Origin of the sequence: Micromonospora sp. URMC 107, from assembly GCF_051386315.1 — a bacterium.
In the GTDB taxonomy this organism is placed as follows: domain Bacteria; phylum Actinomycetota; class Actinomycetes; order Mycobacteriales; family Micromonosporaceae; genus Micromonospora.
This window is the reverse complement of sequence record NZ_JBPQTK010000140.1, coordinates 1-14,399: the sequence shown is the minus strand read 5'-3', so window position 1 is coordinate 14,399 and position 14,399 is coordinate 1. Positions and strand designations below refer to the sequence as shown.

The 14,399-nt window shown below is 70.8% G+C and carries 17 protein-coding genes and 2 tRNA genes; 14 read left to right on the top strand and 5 right to left on the bottom strand.

Going from position 1 to position 14,399, the window contains the following annotated elements:
• Positions 1-556: 556 nt before the first annotated feature.
• Positions 557-1,093, bottom strand: a complete 537-nt coding sequence (locus tag ACSNN9_RS24245; RefSeq protein WP_436675535.1) for a kinase — start codon at positions 1,091-1,093, stop codon at positions 557-559.
• Positions 1,093-1,947 (bottom strand): GntR family transcriptional regulator, encoded by an 855-nt coding sequence (locus tag ACSNN9_RS24240; protein ID WP_436675534.1) that lies wholly within the window; start codon positions 1,945-1,947, stop codon positions 1,093-1,095. Before ACSNN9_RS24240 ends, ACSNN9_RS24245 begins: the two co-directional genes overlap by 1 nt.
• A 201-nt stretch (positions 1,948-2,148) precedes the next feature.
• On the opposite strand from ACSNN9_RS24240, the gene ACSNN9_RS24235 reads away from it, so the two are divergent.
• The 12 genes from ACSNN9_RS24235 (at position 2,149) to ACSNN9_RS24180 (ending at position 10,342) form a co-directional block, all read left to right on the top strand.
• A complete protein-coding gene (locus tag ACSNN9_RS24235; RefSeq protein WP_151457232.1) occupies positions 2,149-2,547 on the top strand; it encodes a transcriptional regulator in 399 nt (132 codons plus the stop codon).
• Entirely contained in the window at positions 2,547-2,762 is a 216-nt protein-coding gene (locus ACSNN9_RS24230; protein WP_132238517.1) for a hypothetical protein, read from the top strand. Before ACSNN9_RS24235 ends, ACSNN9_RS24230 begins: the two co-directional genes overlap by 1 nt.
• Positions 2,763-4,556, top strand: coding sequence for an FtsK/SpoIIIE domain-containing protein (locus ACSNN9_RS24225; protein WP_436675533.1), 1,794 nt, complete (start codon positions 2,763-2,765; stop codon positions 4,554-4,556).
• Positions 4,553-4,861, top strand: a complete 309-nt coding sequence (locus ACSNN9_RS24220; protein ID WP_436675532.1) for a spread protein — start codon at positions 4,553-4,555, stop codon at positions 4,859-4,861. Before ACSNN9_RS24225 ends, ACSNN9_RS24220 begins: the two co-directional genes overlap by 4 nt.
• 37 nt (positions 4,862-4,898) lie before the next feature.
• Positions 4,899-5,087 (top strand): hypothetical protein, encoded by a 189-nt coding sequence (locus tag ACSNN9_RS24215; protein WP_436675531.1) that lies wholly within the window; start codon positions 4,899-4,901, stop codon positions 5,085-5,087.
• The gene (locus ACSNN9_RS24210; RefSeq protein ID WP_436675530.1) at positions 5,084-5,338 is read left to right on the top strand and encodes a hypothetical protein; all 255 of its coding nucleotides are present in this window, start codon (positions 5,084-5,086) and stop codon (positions 5,336-5,338) included. The genes ACSNN9_RS24215 and ACSNN9_RS24210 overlap by 4 nt, the downstream gene beginning before the upstream one ends.
• The gene (locus ACSNN9_RS24205; RefSeq protein ID WP_436675529.1) at positions 5,335-5,874 is read left to right on the top strand and encodes a hypothetical protein; all 540 of its coding nucleotides are present in this window, start codon (positions 5,335-5,337) and stop codon (positions 5,872-5,874) included. The genes ACSNN9_RS24210 and ACSNN9_RS24205 overlap by 4 nt, the downstream gene beginning before the upstream one ends.
• Positions 5,874-6,506 (top strand): hypothetical protein, encoded by a 633-nt coding sequence (locus ACSNN9_RS24200; protein ID WP_436675528.1) that lies wholly within the window; start codon positions 5,874-5,876, stop codon positions 6,504-6,506. Before ACSNN9_RS24205 ends, ACSNN9_RS24200 begins: the two co-directional genes overlap by 1 nt.
• Positions 6,503-6,943, top strand: coding sequence for a hypothetical protein (locus ACSNN9_RS24195; RefSeq protein WP_436675527.1), 441 nt, complete (start codon positions 6,503-6,505; stop codon positions 6,941-6,943). The genes ACSNN9_RS24200 and ACSNN9_RS24195 overlap by 4 nt, the downstream gene beginning before the upstream one ends.
• 223 nt (positions 6,944-7,166) lie before the next feature.
• Positions 7,167-8,894, top strand: coding sequence for a replication initiator (locus ACSNN9_RS24190; RefSeq protein WP_436675526.1), 1,728 nt, complete (start codon positions 7,167-7,169; stop codon positions 8,892-8,894).
• 9 nt (positions 8,895-8,903) lie between these two features.
• Positions 8,904-9,110 carry an excisionase family DNA-binding protein gene (locus ACSNN9_RS24185; protein ID WP_436675525.1) on the top strand — a complete coding sequence of 69 codons (207 nt, stop codon included), beginning with the start codon at positions 8,904-8,906 and terminating at the stop codon, positions 9,108-9,110.
• Positions 9,110-10,342 (top strand): tyrosine-type recombinase/integrase, encoded by a 1,233-nt coding sequence (locus ACSNN9_RS24180; RefSeq protein ID WP_436675524.1) that lies wholly within the window; start codon positions 9,110-9,112, stop codon positions 10,340-10,342. The genes ACSNN9_RS24185 and ACSNN9_RS24180 overlap by 1 nt, the downstream gene beginning before the upstream one ends.
• Positions 10,343-10,418: 76 nt before the next feature.
• Here the strand turns inward: ACSNN9_RS24180 and ACSNN9_RS24175 are convergent.
• Both ACSNN9_RS24175 and ACSNN9_RS24170 read right to left on the bottom strand, forming a co-directional pair.
• Positions 10,419-10,491: transfer RNA gene (locus ACSNN9_RS24175), tRNA-Arg, on the bottom strand.
• A gap of 36 nt (positions 10,492-10,527) precedes the next feature.
• Positions 10,528-10,618: transfer RNA gene (locus ACSNN9_RS24170), tRNA-Ser, on the bottom strand.
• A 971-nt stretch (positions 10,619-11,589) separates the two neighbouring features.
• Here ACSNN9_RS24170 and ACSNN9_RS24165 point away from each other — a divergent pair.
• Positions 11,590-12,231: a hypothetical protein gene (locus ACSNN9_RS24165; RefSeq protein WP_436675523.1), complete on the top strand. Its 642-nt coding sequence runs from the start codon at positions 11,590-11,592 to the stop codon at positions 12,229-12,231.
• 79 nt (positions 12,232-12,310) lie between these two features.
• Here ACSNN9_RS24165 and ACSNN9_RS24160 read toward each other — a convergent pair whose 3' ends face one another.
• On the bottom strand, positions 12,311-13,081 hold the full coding sequence (locus ACSNN9_RS24160) for a CPBP family intramembrane glutamic endopeptidase (RefSeq protein ID WP_436675522.1): 771 nt from the start codon (positions 13,079-13,081) through the stop codon (positions 12,311-12,313).
• A gap of 145 nt (positions 13,082-13,226) precedes the next feature.
• On the opposite strand from ACSNN9_RS24160, the gene ACSNN9_RS24155 reads away from it, so the two are divergent.
• The gene (locus ACSNN9_RS24155) at positions 13,227-14,345 is read left to right on the top strand and encodes a globin domain-containing protein (protein WP_436675521.1); all 1,119 of its coding nucleotides are present in this window, start codon (positions 13,227-13,229) and stop codon (positions 14,343-14,345) included.
• The last annotated feature ends 54 nt before the right edge of the window (positions 14,346-14,399 follow it).

The following is a 14,399-nucleotide window of genomic DNA, read 5'->3' as shown; positions in this document are numbered from 1 at the left end:
CCTCCTACCTCCACCCCTTCCCCACCTCGGACCCGTGAGCGGCCCGATGGATTCCGTTCGGCAACTCGCCCGACCGACCGTCGACCGGTCCGCGGTGAGACGTCACCAGGGCTCGAAGCCACGGAAGATAGAGCTGTCGTATGGTCCCGGTCAGTCCGGGACTCGTCACCGGGTCCCTTTACGGACCCAGGGGTGACGCGCGGGGCGGGGCGTGGTTTGCGGGCCGGCTGACTTTCCGCCCCGGCGCCGTAGGCGGCCGGGGCGGCGGCTCCGTCAGGAGCCGGTTGCCGCGCCCCGGCCCGCGCCGCGCGGAGCGCCTTGATCTAGTACAGGCCAATTCGGCAACAGATCACAGGAAGCTCCGAGTCGACCAAGGCCAACACGACACCACCCACCGCCCGACACCTTCCAACCGCGGTGGACTGCGCAACCCGATCCGCCCTGGCGTCTGTCCGGCTGAGTGCGCTCGCGCATCGCGATTCGGCCAGCCACTCGGGGCGTTGTCCTCGCTCAGCGCACGCCCCTTGGTTGCCTCAACCGATCCCTACCTGGCCGCCTACTCCATCCACTTTCCGGCTTCCAAGCACTTCGACACCTCTGCCGCTGCTTCCGTCGCCGACAGCGCCCCGGTGTTGAGTGTCAGGTCAGCGTCGATCGGCTCAGTTTCGTCCCACGCTCGTAGGCGGGCTTCCGTGTCGCCGGTGCCGCGAGCCGTGATCCTGGTAGCAGCGACCGGCCGGGGGCACCAGAGGTAGACGACAAGCCAGCGTGCCGCGGGGACAGCGGATTTCACCGCCTCGATTGCCTCCGGCTGGCCCAGGTGCACGACTGGCACGCGACCATCCAGCAGGGCCAGAAGTTGTGGGCGGTCAACGACATAGGTCGCTCCGTAGCGGTGGTTCTCCCAGATGACCTCGCCTGCGACCCGCAATTCTTGGAGGTGCTCCTCGCTGGTCATGCGGTACCCGGCGGTTCTGCCTGAGCCGGCCTTGAGTCGCTGAAACTGCGTGTATCGCTGGTCGAGCTGGCAGAGGGCGCCCGTCACGGTGTCTTTGCCCGCTGCGGGTGGTCCGTAGAAGATGACGCCCTGCACTATGCCTGCTCGTCGCCGGTCAGACTCTTCAGCAGCTCCTTCGCCTGGCTCTGAAGAGGAAGGCTGGACGTGCAGTTGTCGACCAGGACGTGGGGCACTTCCGGCCGGAAGTCGACGTCAATCTTGGTCAGGTACCCAGGCCAGTCGGCCAGCTTCGCAGCGTCTCGTGCCGCGCCGCGTCGCCTGATGTACACGTTCATCGTCTCGACGTCGCAGTACACCCACACGAAGGTCGTCAAGGCATTCATCGCGGCGTAGGCGGCTCGCGTCCGACCGATCCAGGCGGAGTCGTTGAACTCACGGATGAACGGTGCCGTCACGATCGCGCTGTTGCCGCACTCGACGTTCTCGTCCGTTGCGGCCCGCAGAGCTTCGTACTCGCGAGGGCGCACCTTGGTCAGGTAGGTCTCAGACTCGCGGTCGTGCGGGGAATGGCCAACAGCCTCAAGCATCGCCTCGACCACCGGACGTGTGAGGGTGTCCTTGTCAAGCATCGGCCACCCGGTCTCGCGGGCCAGGATCCGGCCCAGCTCGGTCTTCCCACTACCGGGGTAGCCACCCACGAAGATGACCCGTGGGACGGGAAGCCGAACCTCGCTCCTGCGCGGTTGATTCGGGGCGCTAACGACCCTCTTCGACCGGGACTTGCTGACCACGAGGCCCTCTTCAGCAAGCAGCTTCATCGCCCCGGTGATCGTGAAGACGCTGACACCCCACTGCTCAGCGAGCTCCCTGGTTGACGGCAGAACGTCGCCGTCGCGCAAAGCACCGGCCTCGATGTCGTTCCGGATGTTGCGTGCGACCTGCTGGTGCAGGGACTCCGTCCGGGCGAGCCGGCTGCGCGGAGGCGTCATCGGTGCTCCCAGCTAGGTAGGCAACAGCTATCCGCGCGTCAGCCTACCAGTGGGCTAACAGACCTCCCCTTGCGTGCCTGCTCAGTGACCCTGCGCGAGGAGTTCTGTCATAACAGTTGACCCGCCGACCTACCAGTTGTTAGGTTACCGGCATCACACAGACCGGATGGCCGGTTAGTCGCGATTGCGAAGGAGAGCGCCATGGCCCTCAGGGGTGGTACTCGGTTCACGGTTCCGTTCGAAGCTGTCTTCCCGCACGGCGCGGTGTTCGTGCCGGACTCGATCGCGGAGGCGCAGGACTTCAACGAGGCGACCCGGCAGCGGACGCCGGCGAAGGACAAGGTGACGGGTCAGCGGGTGTGGCAGTGCCGGGTGATGGACATGGACCCGGAGTTGGGCTCGCGGTCGCGTGAGGTGTCGATCAAGATCCTGGCGGATGTGCAGCCGGTGTCGCCGGTGGGTCCGTTCCAGCAGGTGGAGTTCGAGAACCTGACCGTGACCCCGTACGTCGGCTCCAACGGCCGGCTGGCGTACTCGTTCCGGGCTACCGGGATCGTGGCGCCGAAGACCCTGGCGGAGACGCGCGGGAAGGCCGCCTGATGTTCGGCCGGAAGAAGCGCGATGCGCAGCCGGTGCGCAAGGACCGCGTGATGCGCCTGATCACCCTCGGGATGCGGGAGACCGACGCTGCCGATAGGGACATTGACGGCCCGGAGTTCGACCAGGCCAAGGGTGCGTTCGAGGCGGCGCTTCGTGAGTCGACCTGGGCGGAACGTCAGGCGGCGATCGATGCGCTCAGGAGGCACGGCTACTAGATGTGGCGCGGGGCGGTCTCGGCCCTAGGAAAGCTCGACCGCCCCGCTGCCCCTCTCAACCCTCTCGGCCTGGAAGGGCAGGTTCATCATGCCAACTTCTCTGCTCTGGCACACCACGTCGAAGGCGGTGGCGTGATGCGCGCTCCGCTGGTCAACTTCCGTCGCCTCCAGGTCGCCGCCCCGTGGCCCCTGGTCTGGACGGTCACGTTCTTCATCCTCCTCGTCCGCCTCGTCGTGCTGATGGTGCGTGCTGCTGTTGCGGTGGTGCGGCACTGGCGGGCCTGGCCGGCTGTCGCCCTGGTCCTGCTCGCCGTCGACGTGCACCGCTCGCACGGCTGGTGGCCTCACCTCCTGGTCCTCATCGCCGTCGCCACCGCGACTGGCCTCTGGTGGTGGCGGTCTCGGGAGTCCTTCGAACGCCTCATCGTGCTGCGGGGGTTGTCCTGGTGGCGGCGCCTGTGGGTGTATCGGCGTCAGTGGCACGAGGTCATGTCCCTGTGTGGGCTGGTGAAGAAGTACGACGGTGGCGAGAAGCTTCCCGAGTTGCTGTCGGTGCGCTGCACGTATGCCACGGATGAGGTCGTGCTGCGGATGCCTCGGGGGCAGAACCCGGAGGCGTACCACAAGGCGGCGCGGGATCTGGCGTACTCGTTCGGCACCCGGCACTGCCGCGTCTTCTCCGGCCGCCGCCAGGCACCCCCGACCCGCTCCGGCTCCCTCGCCTGGCTGATCCGCCGCGTCGATGCGATCCGGTTCCGCGACCGGCCCCGGCACGTGTGGTTGGTGCTGATCCGCCGCGACCCGCTCACCCGCATCGTCAAGCCGCTGCCGGTGCCAGCCCGCCCGGACTTCACCGCCCTGCCCCTCGGGCTACGGGAAGACCTGGCCGTGTACTGCCTGCGCCTACTCGCCACGCACGTACTCATCGGCGGCGCGACGAGGATGGGCAAGGGCTCGGTCATCTGGTCCCTGCTCCGGGCTCTCGCCGCCGGCATCCGGTCGGGTCTGGTGCGGGTGTGGGCGATCGACCCGAAGGGCGGCATGGAGCTGTCGATCGGTCGGCCGCTGTTCTCCCGCTACGTCGATGACGACTGGACCCGCATGGCCGACATGCTCGATGACGCCGTGACGAGGATGCGGGCGCGTCAACGGGTGCTGCGGGGCAAGGTGCGGGTGCACACCCCGACCGTCGATGAACCGCTCATCGTCATCGTCATCGACGAGATCGCCGCACTCCTGGCGTTCCTCCCCGACAGCGACATCCGCCAGCGCATTACCCAAGCCCTGGGCCTGCTGCTAACCCAGGGGGCGGGCCTCGGGGTGCTGGTGGTCGCCGCGACCCAGGATCCCCGCAAGGAAGTCGTCTCCGTCCGGGACTTCTTCCCCACCCGCATCGCCCTGGGCGTGACCGAACGCGGCCACGTCGACCTGCTCCTCGGCGACGGCGCCCGCGATCGTGGAGCACTGGCCGATCAAATCCCACTGTCGGCCAAGGGTGTCGCGTACGTCCTGCTTGACGGTCAGCCGGAACCGGCTCGGGTCCGCTTCTCGTACATCTCCGATGACGTGATCCGGGAGATGGCCGCGACGTTCCCCGCACCTGCCGAGGTCCAGCCCGAACCGGTCGACACCCCCGCCCCGGCTCCGGCTGCGGTCAAGGCGGCCCGGTCGAACGGCAACGGCCGGCACACCTACCGGCCCACGCCGCCGAAGCAGGCTGCGCCGCTGCTGCCGCCGTCGCTGCTTCACGCCCTGGACCTCGACGCCACTCCGAACGGAGGCGACCCCCGATGACCGAGCTGCCCGAGGGCACGCCCGTCCGGATGCCCTACGCGGACGAACCCGACGACACCACCGCCGAGGAGCCGCGGCGCTTCTACCGGCTGCGTGCCCCGCACGTCGACAAGGCCTCGGTGCCGGTCACCGTGCGCGTCACCCCGGATGCCGATCTGTACGTGGCTGTTGGTGCCGGCCGGCGCCGCATGTACCTGACGCCGTCGGAGGCGTGGGCGCTGTGGCGCTGCCTCTCCGAAGCGGTCGCCTCCACCGGTGAGCCGCCGGAGTGGATCCGCGTGCACGTCACCCCCACCCACCGCTGACCTTCCCCCTGCACGTCCCGAAACGAGGAGTCCTGTGATGGCTGCCCGTCGCCTCACCCTGCGCCCGATCCGCCGTACCTGCCTCGACCTCAACCACACCGACCCCGACCAGACCTGCCCCTACTGCGCCCCCGACACCCACGCCGCCGCGATCCTCGACGCCGCGCTCGCCCAGCACGCCGAGATCGCCGCCGAAGACGCCGAAGCCTGGGGATGGGCCGCATGACCGCCCGCCGCCTGCACCCGTTCGCTCAGCCCGTCGCCGTCTTCGCCGTCACCTCCGCCGGCCTGCTGCACCTGGTCATCAACCCCGAGGACTGCTCCCTCTGCCGCTCCCGCGGCGAGGTGCAGATCTGGAACCCCGAGATCCGCGACCCCCTCACCCATGAGCGCACCCCACCCGCGCATCGCATGTGGAAGATCCCCTGCCCCGTCTGCCGCCCCGCCGACTTCGCCACCTGGGAGGCCCCGCAATGACCTACCAACTCTGGTCCTGGCTGCTAATGGCCGTTGGCGTCACCGGCCTGTGGCTGGCGGGCAAGCGCTCGTGGACCGGCTGGGCTGTTGGCCTCGCCGGGCAGGTGCTGTGGCTGGCGTACTCCCTCGTGACTGAGCAGTGGGGCTTCCTGGCCTCCTGCTTCGTCTACGGCGCGGTCTACGTCCGCAACCTGCGCGCCTGGTTCCGCCCCATTCCGGCGGCGGCGGTCAACGTGGCTGCTCCGGATCCCACCACGGTAGTTGCCCCCGTCCGGGTCGACCGGCCGCTGGTGGTGCGGGAGTCGCCGCTGCGGGAGCACTCGGGGCCGGTGCGCTGCCTCACCTCGTACTGCACCCGGCCGGCAACCCACTGGCACGATGGCGCCCCCTGGTGCGAGCCCTGCGCCTGGAACGCGATCGAGGAAGAGGGCCGCAACGGCTTCAGCCCGGTTCCCGGCTCGTCGGCGGAGTTCGCCGCCTACTACCTGCACCGCGACATGAACCCCGCGCTGCGTGTCGCTGGGGAGGTGCGCTGATGCGCCGCTTCGTCAACTCCGACCGGCTTGAAGGCGTCGCCCTGGTCGTGATCCTCCTCGCCGTCGGCGGCATGGCTGGTGCCGCGTCGTTCACCCACGTCAAGGACTGGACGATGATCCACGCCCCCGCCGGAACGCATGAGTGGTTCGGCTGGTCCAACGCCGTCATCTCCGAGCTCACCCCGGCCGCCGCTCTGCTGGTCATCCGCCGCCGTCGCCGTCTCGACCCGAACGCCTCGGTGTTCTACCCGCTGTCGATCCTCGTCGGCGCGGTCGCCCTGTCCCTGGCCGCACAGATCGCCGTGGCCAACGACAGCTTCTCGTCACGGCTGCTGTCGTCGGTGCCGGCGCTGGCGTTCCTCGCCCTGTCCAAGCTCGTCCTCACCGCTCCCGCTGCTCGCCCGGCCCGGGAGCCGGCCAAGGCCAAGCCCAAGCCCGAACCGGTGCCAGTGGCCGTCGAGGAGCCTGCCGACCTGGAACCGGTCGACCTGCCCACCGACCCGGCGCCCGTCTACGTCCCGCCGGCACCTGTCACCGCGCCGGCCCCGGCTCCGGTCCGTTCCGCGCTCATCTCGTCCGTCGTCCAGGCCCCCCGCAACGGTCAGGTCTTCACCTCGGAGGTTGTCCGATGACCACCCGTACCCAACTCGCCCGCCGCAACCTCGCCGACCCCACCGTCATCGCCCGCCGCGTCGTCGGCACCCCCGCCGAGGTCGCCGCAACCGTTGCCCTGGTCCGCGACTCCGGCCGCCTCGTCTCCATGACCAAGCCTCGCCAGATGCCCGGCGACTCCCGCGTCACGGTCACCGTCCGGTTCATCGACAACAACGGCCCCGCCCCCGCTGCGGTCCGCCGGCTGCGCCGGGGACACCTCGTCGCCGCCGTCGCCGTTCCGACCGTTGGCGCTCTCGCCGCTGCCGGCTACCTCGCCTCGCAGCTCGTCGACGCCGCCCGCTCCGCAGTGCCGGCCATCGCGGGCGTCGTCCTGGTCCTCATCGTCATCGCCCTACTCCTGCGCCGGTCTGGTCGCTGCTGCCCCGGACTGCACTGCCCCGGCTGCGGCCACTGACCCCGGTGACCGCTGGTTGGCCCACCTACTGCGCCCGATGCCGTAGGTGGGCCACCGCCCTCATCGAATCCGGCCACCCCGGCACCGGCCACTACCGCGCCGAAACCGCCTGCACCCGCCACCAGCAAGCCGCCCACCGCTGGGCCGGCCGCCTCGGCCCGACCCGCACCACCCCGATCGGTAACACCCAACCCGCCCTGTTCGACCTACCGGAGGTGACCCGATGACCGCCCCGACCCTGCCCGGCCTCACCCCCGACACCGCCACCGAACCGACCCCGGCCGCGGCTGCCCCGCCCGCGCCTGGCACCCGTGCTGCCCGCCTCGCCCTGCCCATGTCCCGGCAGGTGTTGAAGGAGATGGCCGCGGAGTACGGCGTGTGCCTGCGCCCGGTCACCCTGCGCCGCACCGACCTGCACACCGGCCAAACCGAGGTCATCGACCTGCCCTGCGGCAGCACCCGCGAAGACAAGTGCTCCCCCTGCGCGAAACGTGCCCGCCGGCTACGGCAAACCCAGATCCGCGAGGGCTGGCACCGCACCGACGAACCCAACCCGACCGGCGCCAACCCCGCCACCGACGCGCAGCGAGAGTTGGTGCTGCTGCGGGCACACCTGGAATTCGCCCGCGATGAAGCCCAGCGCTCCGCCCAGTTCGACCAGGTCCCCGGCATCGATCAGGCCATCGCCGAGGTAGAGGAAGCCATCGCCGCCGAAGGGATGCGCGGACAGGTCGCCCCACCCCACGACGACGACTCCAACAGCAGCCGGCGCAAACGGTCCACCAAACGGCGCCAGGACGCCCCCGACCTGCCCCGCAAGAAGGTCGAACCGCGCACCGTCGGGAAGGTCTACACCGCCCCCGACGGCACCCAACACCAGCCGTCGATGTGGCTGTCGCTCACCCTCGACTCCTACGGGCGGGTCCTGCCCGACGGCACGCCGGTTGACCCCAGCTCGTACGACTACCGGCGGGCCGCGTGGGATGCGGTGCACTTCGCCCGGCTGCTCGACCGGTTCTGGCAGAACCTCAGGCGGTGCGTCGGCTGGAACGTCCAATACGCCGGCTGCGTCGAGCCGCAGCGACGCTTGGCGCCGCACGCGCACTTCGCCATCCGCGGCACCATCCCCCGCGCCCTGCTGCGTCAGGTCGCCGCCGCCACTTACCACCAAGTCTGGTGGCCGCCCGCCGACGAGCTCGTCTACTCCCTCGATCGGCTGCCGGTGTGGGACAACGACGCTGACGCCTGGGTAGACCCCGACACCCGGGAGCCGCTCACCGCGTGGGCTGACGCCCTGGACCTGCTCGACGCCGACCCCGACGCGCAGCCTGCGCACGTCGTCCGCTTCGGCCGGCAGGTTCACGCCGAGGGCGTCACCCCGGGCACCGTGCACGCTGACCGGACCATCGGCTACATCACGAAGTACATCACCAAGAGCGCGGCTGACTGCCACAAGGCAGAGACGGACCGGCAGCGTGACCACCTCGACCGACTCTGGCACCACCTCCGACTCACGCCGTGCAACGAGCGGTGCGCCAACTGGCTTCTCTACGGCGTCCAACCCAAGAAAGCCCACGGCCGCCTGCAAGCGGGGCGCTGCAAGGGCAAGGTCCACCAACGGGCCACCCTCGGCATCGGCGGGCGCCGCATCCTCGTCTCGCGCGACTGGTCCGGAAAGACGCTCGCCGACCACCGCGCCGACGCCCGCGCCTGGGTCCGCAAACTCCTCGGCGTCAGCACCAGCGCCGACAACGCCGAGACCGTCGACCAGGACGACGCGCCCGCCTACGCCTGGGAACTCGCCCGCCCCGACGACCCCGACATCCCACCCCTGCAACACCGACTCCTGCGCGCCCTCTCACAGAGAGCGCAGTGGAAAGCCGCACTCCTAGCCGCCAGAGACAGAGCGTCGCCCGGTTCACCGTTTCCGCCTACCAGCTCGCTCAACTGAGAGGACGACATGAGCAACCGTTCTCAGCTCCTTGCCCCGAAGTGGTACTCCCCTGCCGATGTCGCCGCGCTACTCGGCTTCGGCCTGTCGAAGGTGAAGATGAAAATTGCGACCGGCGAGCTGCGCTCGGTGAAGGATGGCAAGTACCGCCGCATCCTGCCTGAGTGGGTGGATGAGTACATCCGCGACCAGGTCGAGCGGCAGGAGGCGGCCTGATGCCCGGCCGAACTCGCGCCAATGGTGAGGGATCGATCTTTCCCTATCGCAACGGCTACGCCGCGTACGTCTGGGTCAACAAGCCTGACGGCAAGCGTGATCGCAAGTACGTCTACGGGCAGACTCGCGAGATCGTGCACGACAAGTGGCTGAAGCTGCACCAGCAGGCCAAGGCCGGCCCGGTGGCGACCCGCGTTCCGACCCTCGCGAGCTACCTGACGTACTGGTTGGAAGAGATCGTCAAGCCGAACCTCGCCCCGGCAACCTACGTCTCGTATGAGGGCTTCACCCGGCTCTACATCGTGCCGGGCATCGGTGCCAAGCGGCTCGACCGGCTACAGGTCAAGGACGTGCAGACCTGGATTAACAAGGTCGCTCGGACGTGCCAGTGTTGCGCTCAGGGCAAGGACGCGGCCCGTCCCACGGGCAAGCAGCGCTGCTGCGCCCTCGGCACGTGCTGCAACGCCGTCCCGTCAGACAGTGCGGTCAAGGGGCTCCGGGCGACCCTGCGCGCTGCGCTCTCACAGGCCGTGACAGAGGAACTGGTAACCCGGAACGTGGCAGCTCTGGTCAAGCTGCGAACGGCCCGAAAGAAGCCGGGCACGGCCTGGGACAGCGATGAGGCACGACGGTTTCTGGAAGCGGCGCGGGCCGACAAGGATCCGATGTACGCCGCCTGGGTGCTTATCCTCGTGCTCGGTCTGCGCCGCGGGGAACTGCTCGGCATGTCCTGGGACGACATCGATGAGGCGTCCGGCGAACTGCGGGTGGCCTGGCAACTCCAACGCATCGGCGGGCAGCTCCTGCGCCGCGAGACCAAGACGGAGGAGTCTGACGCCCCGCTGCCGTTGCCCGACATCTGTCGGACCGCCCTCGCGATTCGGCGCGCTGAGCAAAGCGCGGAGCGGAAGGCAGCCGGTGAGGTGTGGCAGAAGTCGCCGCTGGTCTTCACGACCCGTTACGGCACGCCGATCGAGCCACGGAACTTCAACAGGGCGTGGGAAGCGCGGGTGCATCGCTACGGTCTGCGGCGGATCACTCCTCACGGTGCCCGGCGCACCTGTGCCAGCATCCTGGCCGATCTCGACGTGCACCCTCGGGTGGCGATGCAGATCCTTCGGCACGCGGATTTCAAGGTCACGATGGAGATCTACACGCGGGTCAGTTCGAAGCAGACCCGCGCGGCGCTGAAGCGCCTGGGTGAGCGAATGGGCAGCGTGGAGTCGGCGTGACTGCTGCTGTACTTCACTGCTGTACGGCACGGGAAAGGGGCCGTCTCGGTTTCCCGAAACGGCCCCTGACCTGCTGTGCGCCCGAAGGGACTCGAACCCCTAACCTTCTGATCCGTAGTCAGATGCTCTATCCATTGAGCTACGGGCGCTCGGTGCTTGGCCAGTCTACACACCCGGCTTTCGCGCGGAGACTCCGGGATTCGAACCCGGGAGGGGCTTTAAGACCCCAACCGCATTAGCAGTGCGGCGCCATAGACCAGACTAGGCGAAGTCTCCCTGGTGGCCCTGCAGACCACCGCGCCCGAGGATACAGGGCCTCACCCATCGGGAGCAAAGCGACTTCCCCGGGTCCGCCCCACCGTCTGGTCGGGAGCGACCGGGCCCCGCGTTGGGCACCCGCGCGCCGAGCTGTCTCGGAGAGGGCGCGGACTCGCCCCGGCCTCGCCTTTCTCTGCTGTGCGCCGGCGTGATCAGGACTACGCTCCATCGATATGCAGGAGCAGCCGCCGCGCGAGCCGACCCGCCGAGAGCCTGCTGAGGGAGCGCGCCGGCGCTCCCCGAAGGCGACCTTCAGCCCGCCTCCCACGCCACCGGAGCCGGCCGAGCCGGAGGATGCCGGGAAGCGACCCCGGCGGGCGAGGCCGGCGCCTGCGGTGCTCTTCCAACCGCCCGCGGCCGATTCGCCGCTGCCCCGCCAGGCCGACCGCGCGGCCGAACCGGGGCCGCCGAAGCGGCCCGGGCAGCCGGACGGGACCGGCGGACGTGACGTGCCGCACACCGAGGGCCGCGCGCCAGCCGCCGCCGGGGACCTGCCGGCGTCCGCCACCGCTGGGGGCCCGCCCGCCCCGGACACGGAGACCTCCGGAGGGAGCGCCGCCGCGCGGAAGGCCCCCGCCACACGGAAGGCGACCAAGGGCCGGCCCTCCCCGGACACCGGAAGCTCCGGCGGGGACGCCACCCCCGTCCGCAAGGGCCCCGGGAAGCGGGCGGTCGCGAAGAAGGCCGCCCCGGCCGCCAGGACCGAGCCCGCCCGAAAGGCCACGCCCGCAGCGAGGACCGCGCCCGCAGGGAGGACCACTACCGGCCGGAAGGAGGCGCCCGCGAAGAAGGCCACCCCGGCCCCGGCCCCGGCCCCGGTCCAAGCCCCGAACCAGGCCGCACCCCTCGACACCGGCACCGGTGCCGAGGCGGCGGGCGCTCCGCTGGCGCGTACGCCGGAAACGGTCCTTCGGCTGACGGCCGCACGATTGCTGGAGCATCCCGCGTTCGCGCCGGAGCTGCTGGCCCTGGCCGCCGTCGAGGCGATCGGGCCGCGCGCCCGCGACTGGGCGCAGCGGCTCCGCGACGCGTACCCCGACGCGGGTGCCGACGGGTTGGCGCGGCTCGCGACCCGGCGGTTCGTCCGGCAGGCCGGGGCGGGCGGGGCGACCGCCGCGCTGGCGGGGCTCTTCGCGCCGGTGGCCGAGTTGGCGGCGGTGCTGTGGGCGCAGGCCAACCTGGTGCTGCACCTGGCGGCGGCGTACGGCCGGGACCCGGCCCATCCGGACCGGGCGGTGGAGCTGCTGGTGCTGACCCGCGTGCACCCGGACGCGGAGAGCGCGCGTGCCGCGTTGGTGGCGGCCCGGTCGGCGGAGGAGCCCGACGCGGCGGGCTGGCCGCGGGCGGCCGAGGCCGCGTGGCGGCTGGCGGCGCCGCTGGTCGCGCAGGCGGGCGGGTGGCTGGCGCTGCGGCTGGCGTCCCGGCTGCTGCCGGGCGCGGCGGTCCTCGTGGCGGCGGCCGGGGACGCGGCGGCGGCCGAGCGACTCGCCGCCCGCGCGGTCGCCGCCTACCGGCGGCCGCCGACCGACCGAGCGGGAGCGACCGGCGGGGCGGGACCGACGACCGACTGAGCGGGAGCGACTGACTGACCGGGAGCGACCGGCTGGGCGGGACCGGCGGCCGGGGAGTCCTCGGGGCGGACCACTCGGCTCACAGCCAGTCGAACCACTCCTTCGGCAGCAGGGCGTAGCCGACGAAGGCGACGAGGTCGAGCAGCGTGTGCGCGACGACCAGCGGCATGACCCGGCGGGTGCGCAGGTAGAAGAGGCTGAACACGACGCCCATCACCACGTTGCCGAGGAAGGCGCCGAAGCCCTGGTAGAGGTGGTAGGAGCCGCGCAGCAGGGCGCTCGTGGCGACGATCGCGCCAATCCGCCACTGGAGCTGGCGCAGCCGGGTGACCAGGTAGCCGACGACGATCACCTCCTCCAGCACCGAGTTCTGCACGGCGGCGAGGATCAGCACCGGCACCGTCCACCAGAGCTCGGGCAGCGCGGCCGGCACCAGCGTGGCGTTGACGCCGAGCTGGGCCGCCGCCCAGAACAGCGCCAGGCCGGGCAGGCCGATCAGCGCGGCCAGGCCGGCGCCGCGGGCCAGGTCCTGACCGGGCCGCCGGGCGTCCAGGCCGAGCTCCCGTGCCGGGTCGCCGGGGTCCCGCGCCAGCAGGTGTACGGCGAGCAGCACCGGCAGCAGCGCGAAGACGATGCCGAGCAGCTGGTACGTCAGGTCCAGCCACGGCCGGGGTGACGCCGAGGTGTTGAGCGCGGCGGTCTGCTTCGACAGCGGCCCGTCGGCGGTCAGCTTCGCCACGATCGACACCGCCGCGTAGACGGCGGACTGGCCGAGCGAGAGGCCGAGCACGAGCAGTGTCTCGGTGCCGAGCATCCGGCGGGTCGCCGGGCGTTCCAGCTCAACGGTCACCGCACCACTCTGCCCGACGGCGACGGTCGCCGGCACCGCCCGAACGAGCCTCACGAGCCGATCGCACATTCTGTGCGACCGGTCGGCACGCTCCGTGGACATTCTATGGGTGCCCGATCCGCCGTCAGGAGAAGGAGCGCGCCCCGTGGACGACTTCGCAAGGCTGCTGAAGGAGAGCTGGACCCTGGTCGAGGAGCACCGGGAGCGGCTGAGCGGTCACTTCTACGCCCGGCTCTTCCTCCTCGACCCCGAGCTGCGCAAGCTCTTCCCGGTGGAGATGACCGGGCAGGGCGACCGGATCCTGGAGGCGATCGTCACCGCCGCCCAGACGGTGGGCGACCCGGAGAGCTTCGACGAGTACCTGCGCTCGCTGGGGCGGGACCACCGGAAGTACCACGTCGACGCGGCGCACTACGAGACCATGGGCGTCGCGCTGCTGGACGCGCTGCGCAGCGTCGCCGGCGACGGCTGGAACCTCGAGTACGACCAGGCGTGGCGGGACGCGTACGCGGCGATCTCGGAGAAGATGCTGGCCGGTGCGGCGGCCGACGGCAACCCGCCGTTCTGGCACGCGGAGGTGCTGACCCACGAGCGGTACGGCAGGGACACGGCGGTGCTGACCTGCCGGGCGTTGCAGCACCCGCTGTCGTGGCAGGCCGGCCAGTACGTGAGCGTGGAGGTGCCCCGCCACCTTCCCCGGGTCTGGCGCACCTACTCGGTGGCGAACGCCCCGAACGACGACAACCTGCTGGAGTTCCACGTCCGTACGCCCGAAGGCGCCGGCTGGGTGTCCGGGGCGCTGGTCCGCCGGGTGAAGCCCGGCGACCTGCTGCGGGTGGCGGCGCCGATGGGCTCGATGACGCTGGACCGTTCCTCGGAGCGGGACGTCCTCTGCGTGGCGGGTGGCGTCGGGCTGGCCCCGATCAAGGCGCTGGTGGAGGAGCTGGCCAGCTACAACCGGACCCGCTGGGTGCACGTCTTCTACGGCGCCCGTACGGCGGCGGACCTGTACGGCCTGCCGGGGCTCCAGGAGCTGGTGGCCGCCCACCCGTGGCTGTCGGTCACTCCGGCGTGCAGCGAGGACCCCGACTTCGACGGCGAGCTGGGGGACGTCTCCGACGTGGTCAGCCGGTACGGCCCGTGGACGGCGCACGACTGCTACGTCTCCGGTTCCGCCCGCATGGTCCGGGCCACCCTGCGGGTCCTCGCCGAGGACGGGGTCCCGCCGGAGCACACCCGCTACGACACCTTCGGCAACCTCTAGAAGCGTTCCTCCCCCCGAACCGGGGCGCGTGCCCCTGCCCCCTGGGGCACGCGC

Coding starts and splice junctions, on each gene's coding strand:
- ACSNN9_RS24240 (WP_436675534.1), bottom strand. CDS start 1,947: ATGACGCCTCCGCGCAGCCGGCTCGCCCGGACGGAGTCCCTGCACCAG.
- ACSNN9_RS24235 (WP_151457232.1), top strand. CDS start 2,149: ATGGCCCTCAGGGGTGGTACTCGGTTCACGGTTCCGTTCGAAGCTGTC.
- ACSNN9_RS24230 (WP_132238517.1), top strand. CDS start 2,547: ATGTTCGGCCGGAAGAAGCGCGATGCGCAGCCGGTGCGCAAGGACCGC.
- ACSNN9_RS24225 (WP_436675533.1), top strand. CDS start 2,763: ATGTGGCGCGGGGCGGTCTCGGCCCTAGGAAAGCTCGACCGCCCCGCT.
- ACSNN9_RS24220 (WP_436675532.1), top strand. CDS start 4,553: ATGACCGAGCTGCCCGAGGGCACGCCCGTCCGGATGCCCTACGCGGAC.
- ACSNN9_RS24215 (WP_436675531.1), top strand. CDS start 4,899: ATGGCTGCCCGTCGCCTCACCCTGCGCCCGATCCGCCGTACCTGCCTC.
- ACSNN9_RS24210 (WP_436675530.1), top strand. CDS start 5,084: ATGACCGCCCGCCGCCTGCACCCGTTCGCTCAGCCCGTCGCCGTCTTC.
- ACSNN9_RS24205 (WP_436675529.1), top strand. CDS start 5,335: ATGACCTACCAACTCTGGTCCTGGCTGCTAATGGCCGTTGGCGTCACC.
- ACSNN9_RS24200 (WP_436675528.1), top strand. CDS start 5,874: ATGCGCCGCTTCGTCAACTCCGACCGGCTTGAAGGCGTCGCCCTGGTC.
- ACSNN9_RS24195 (WP_436675527.1), top strand. CDS start 6,503: ATGACCACCCGTACCCAACTCGCCCGCCGCAACCTCGCCGACCCCACC.
- ACSNN9_RS24190 (WP_436675526.1), top strand. CDS start 7,167: ATGACCGCCCCGACCCTGCCCGGCCTCACCCCCGACACCGCCACCGAA.
- ACSNN9_RS24185 (WP_436675525.1), top strand. CDS start 8,904: ATGAGCAACCGTTCTCAGCTCCTTGCCCCGAAGTGGTACTCCCCTGCC.
- ACSNN9_RS24180 (WP_436675524.1), top strand. CDS start 9,110: ATGCCCGGCCGAACTCGCGCCAATGGTGAGGGATCGATCTTTCCCTAT.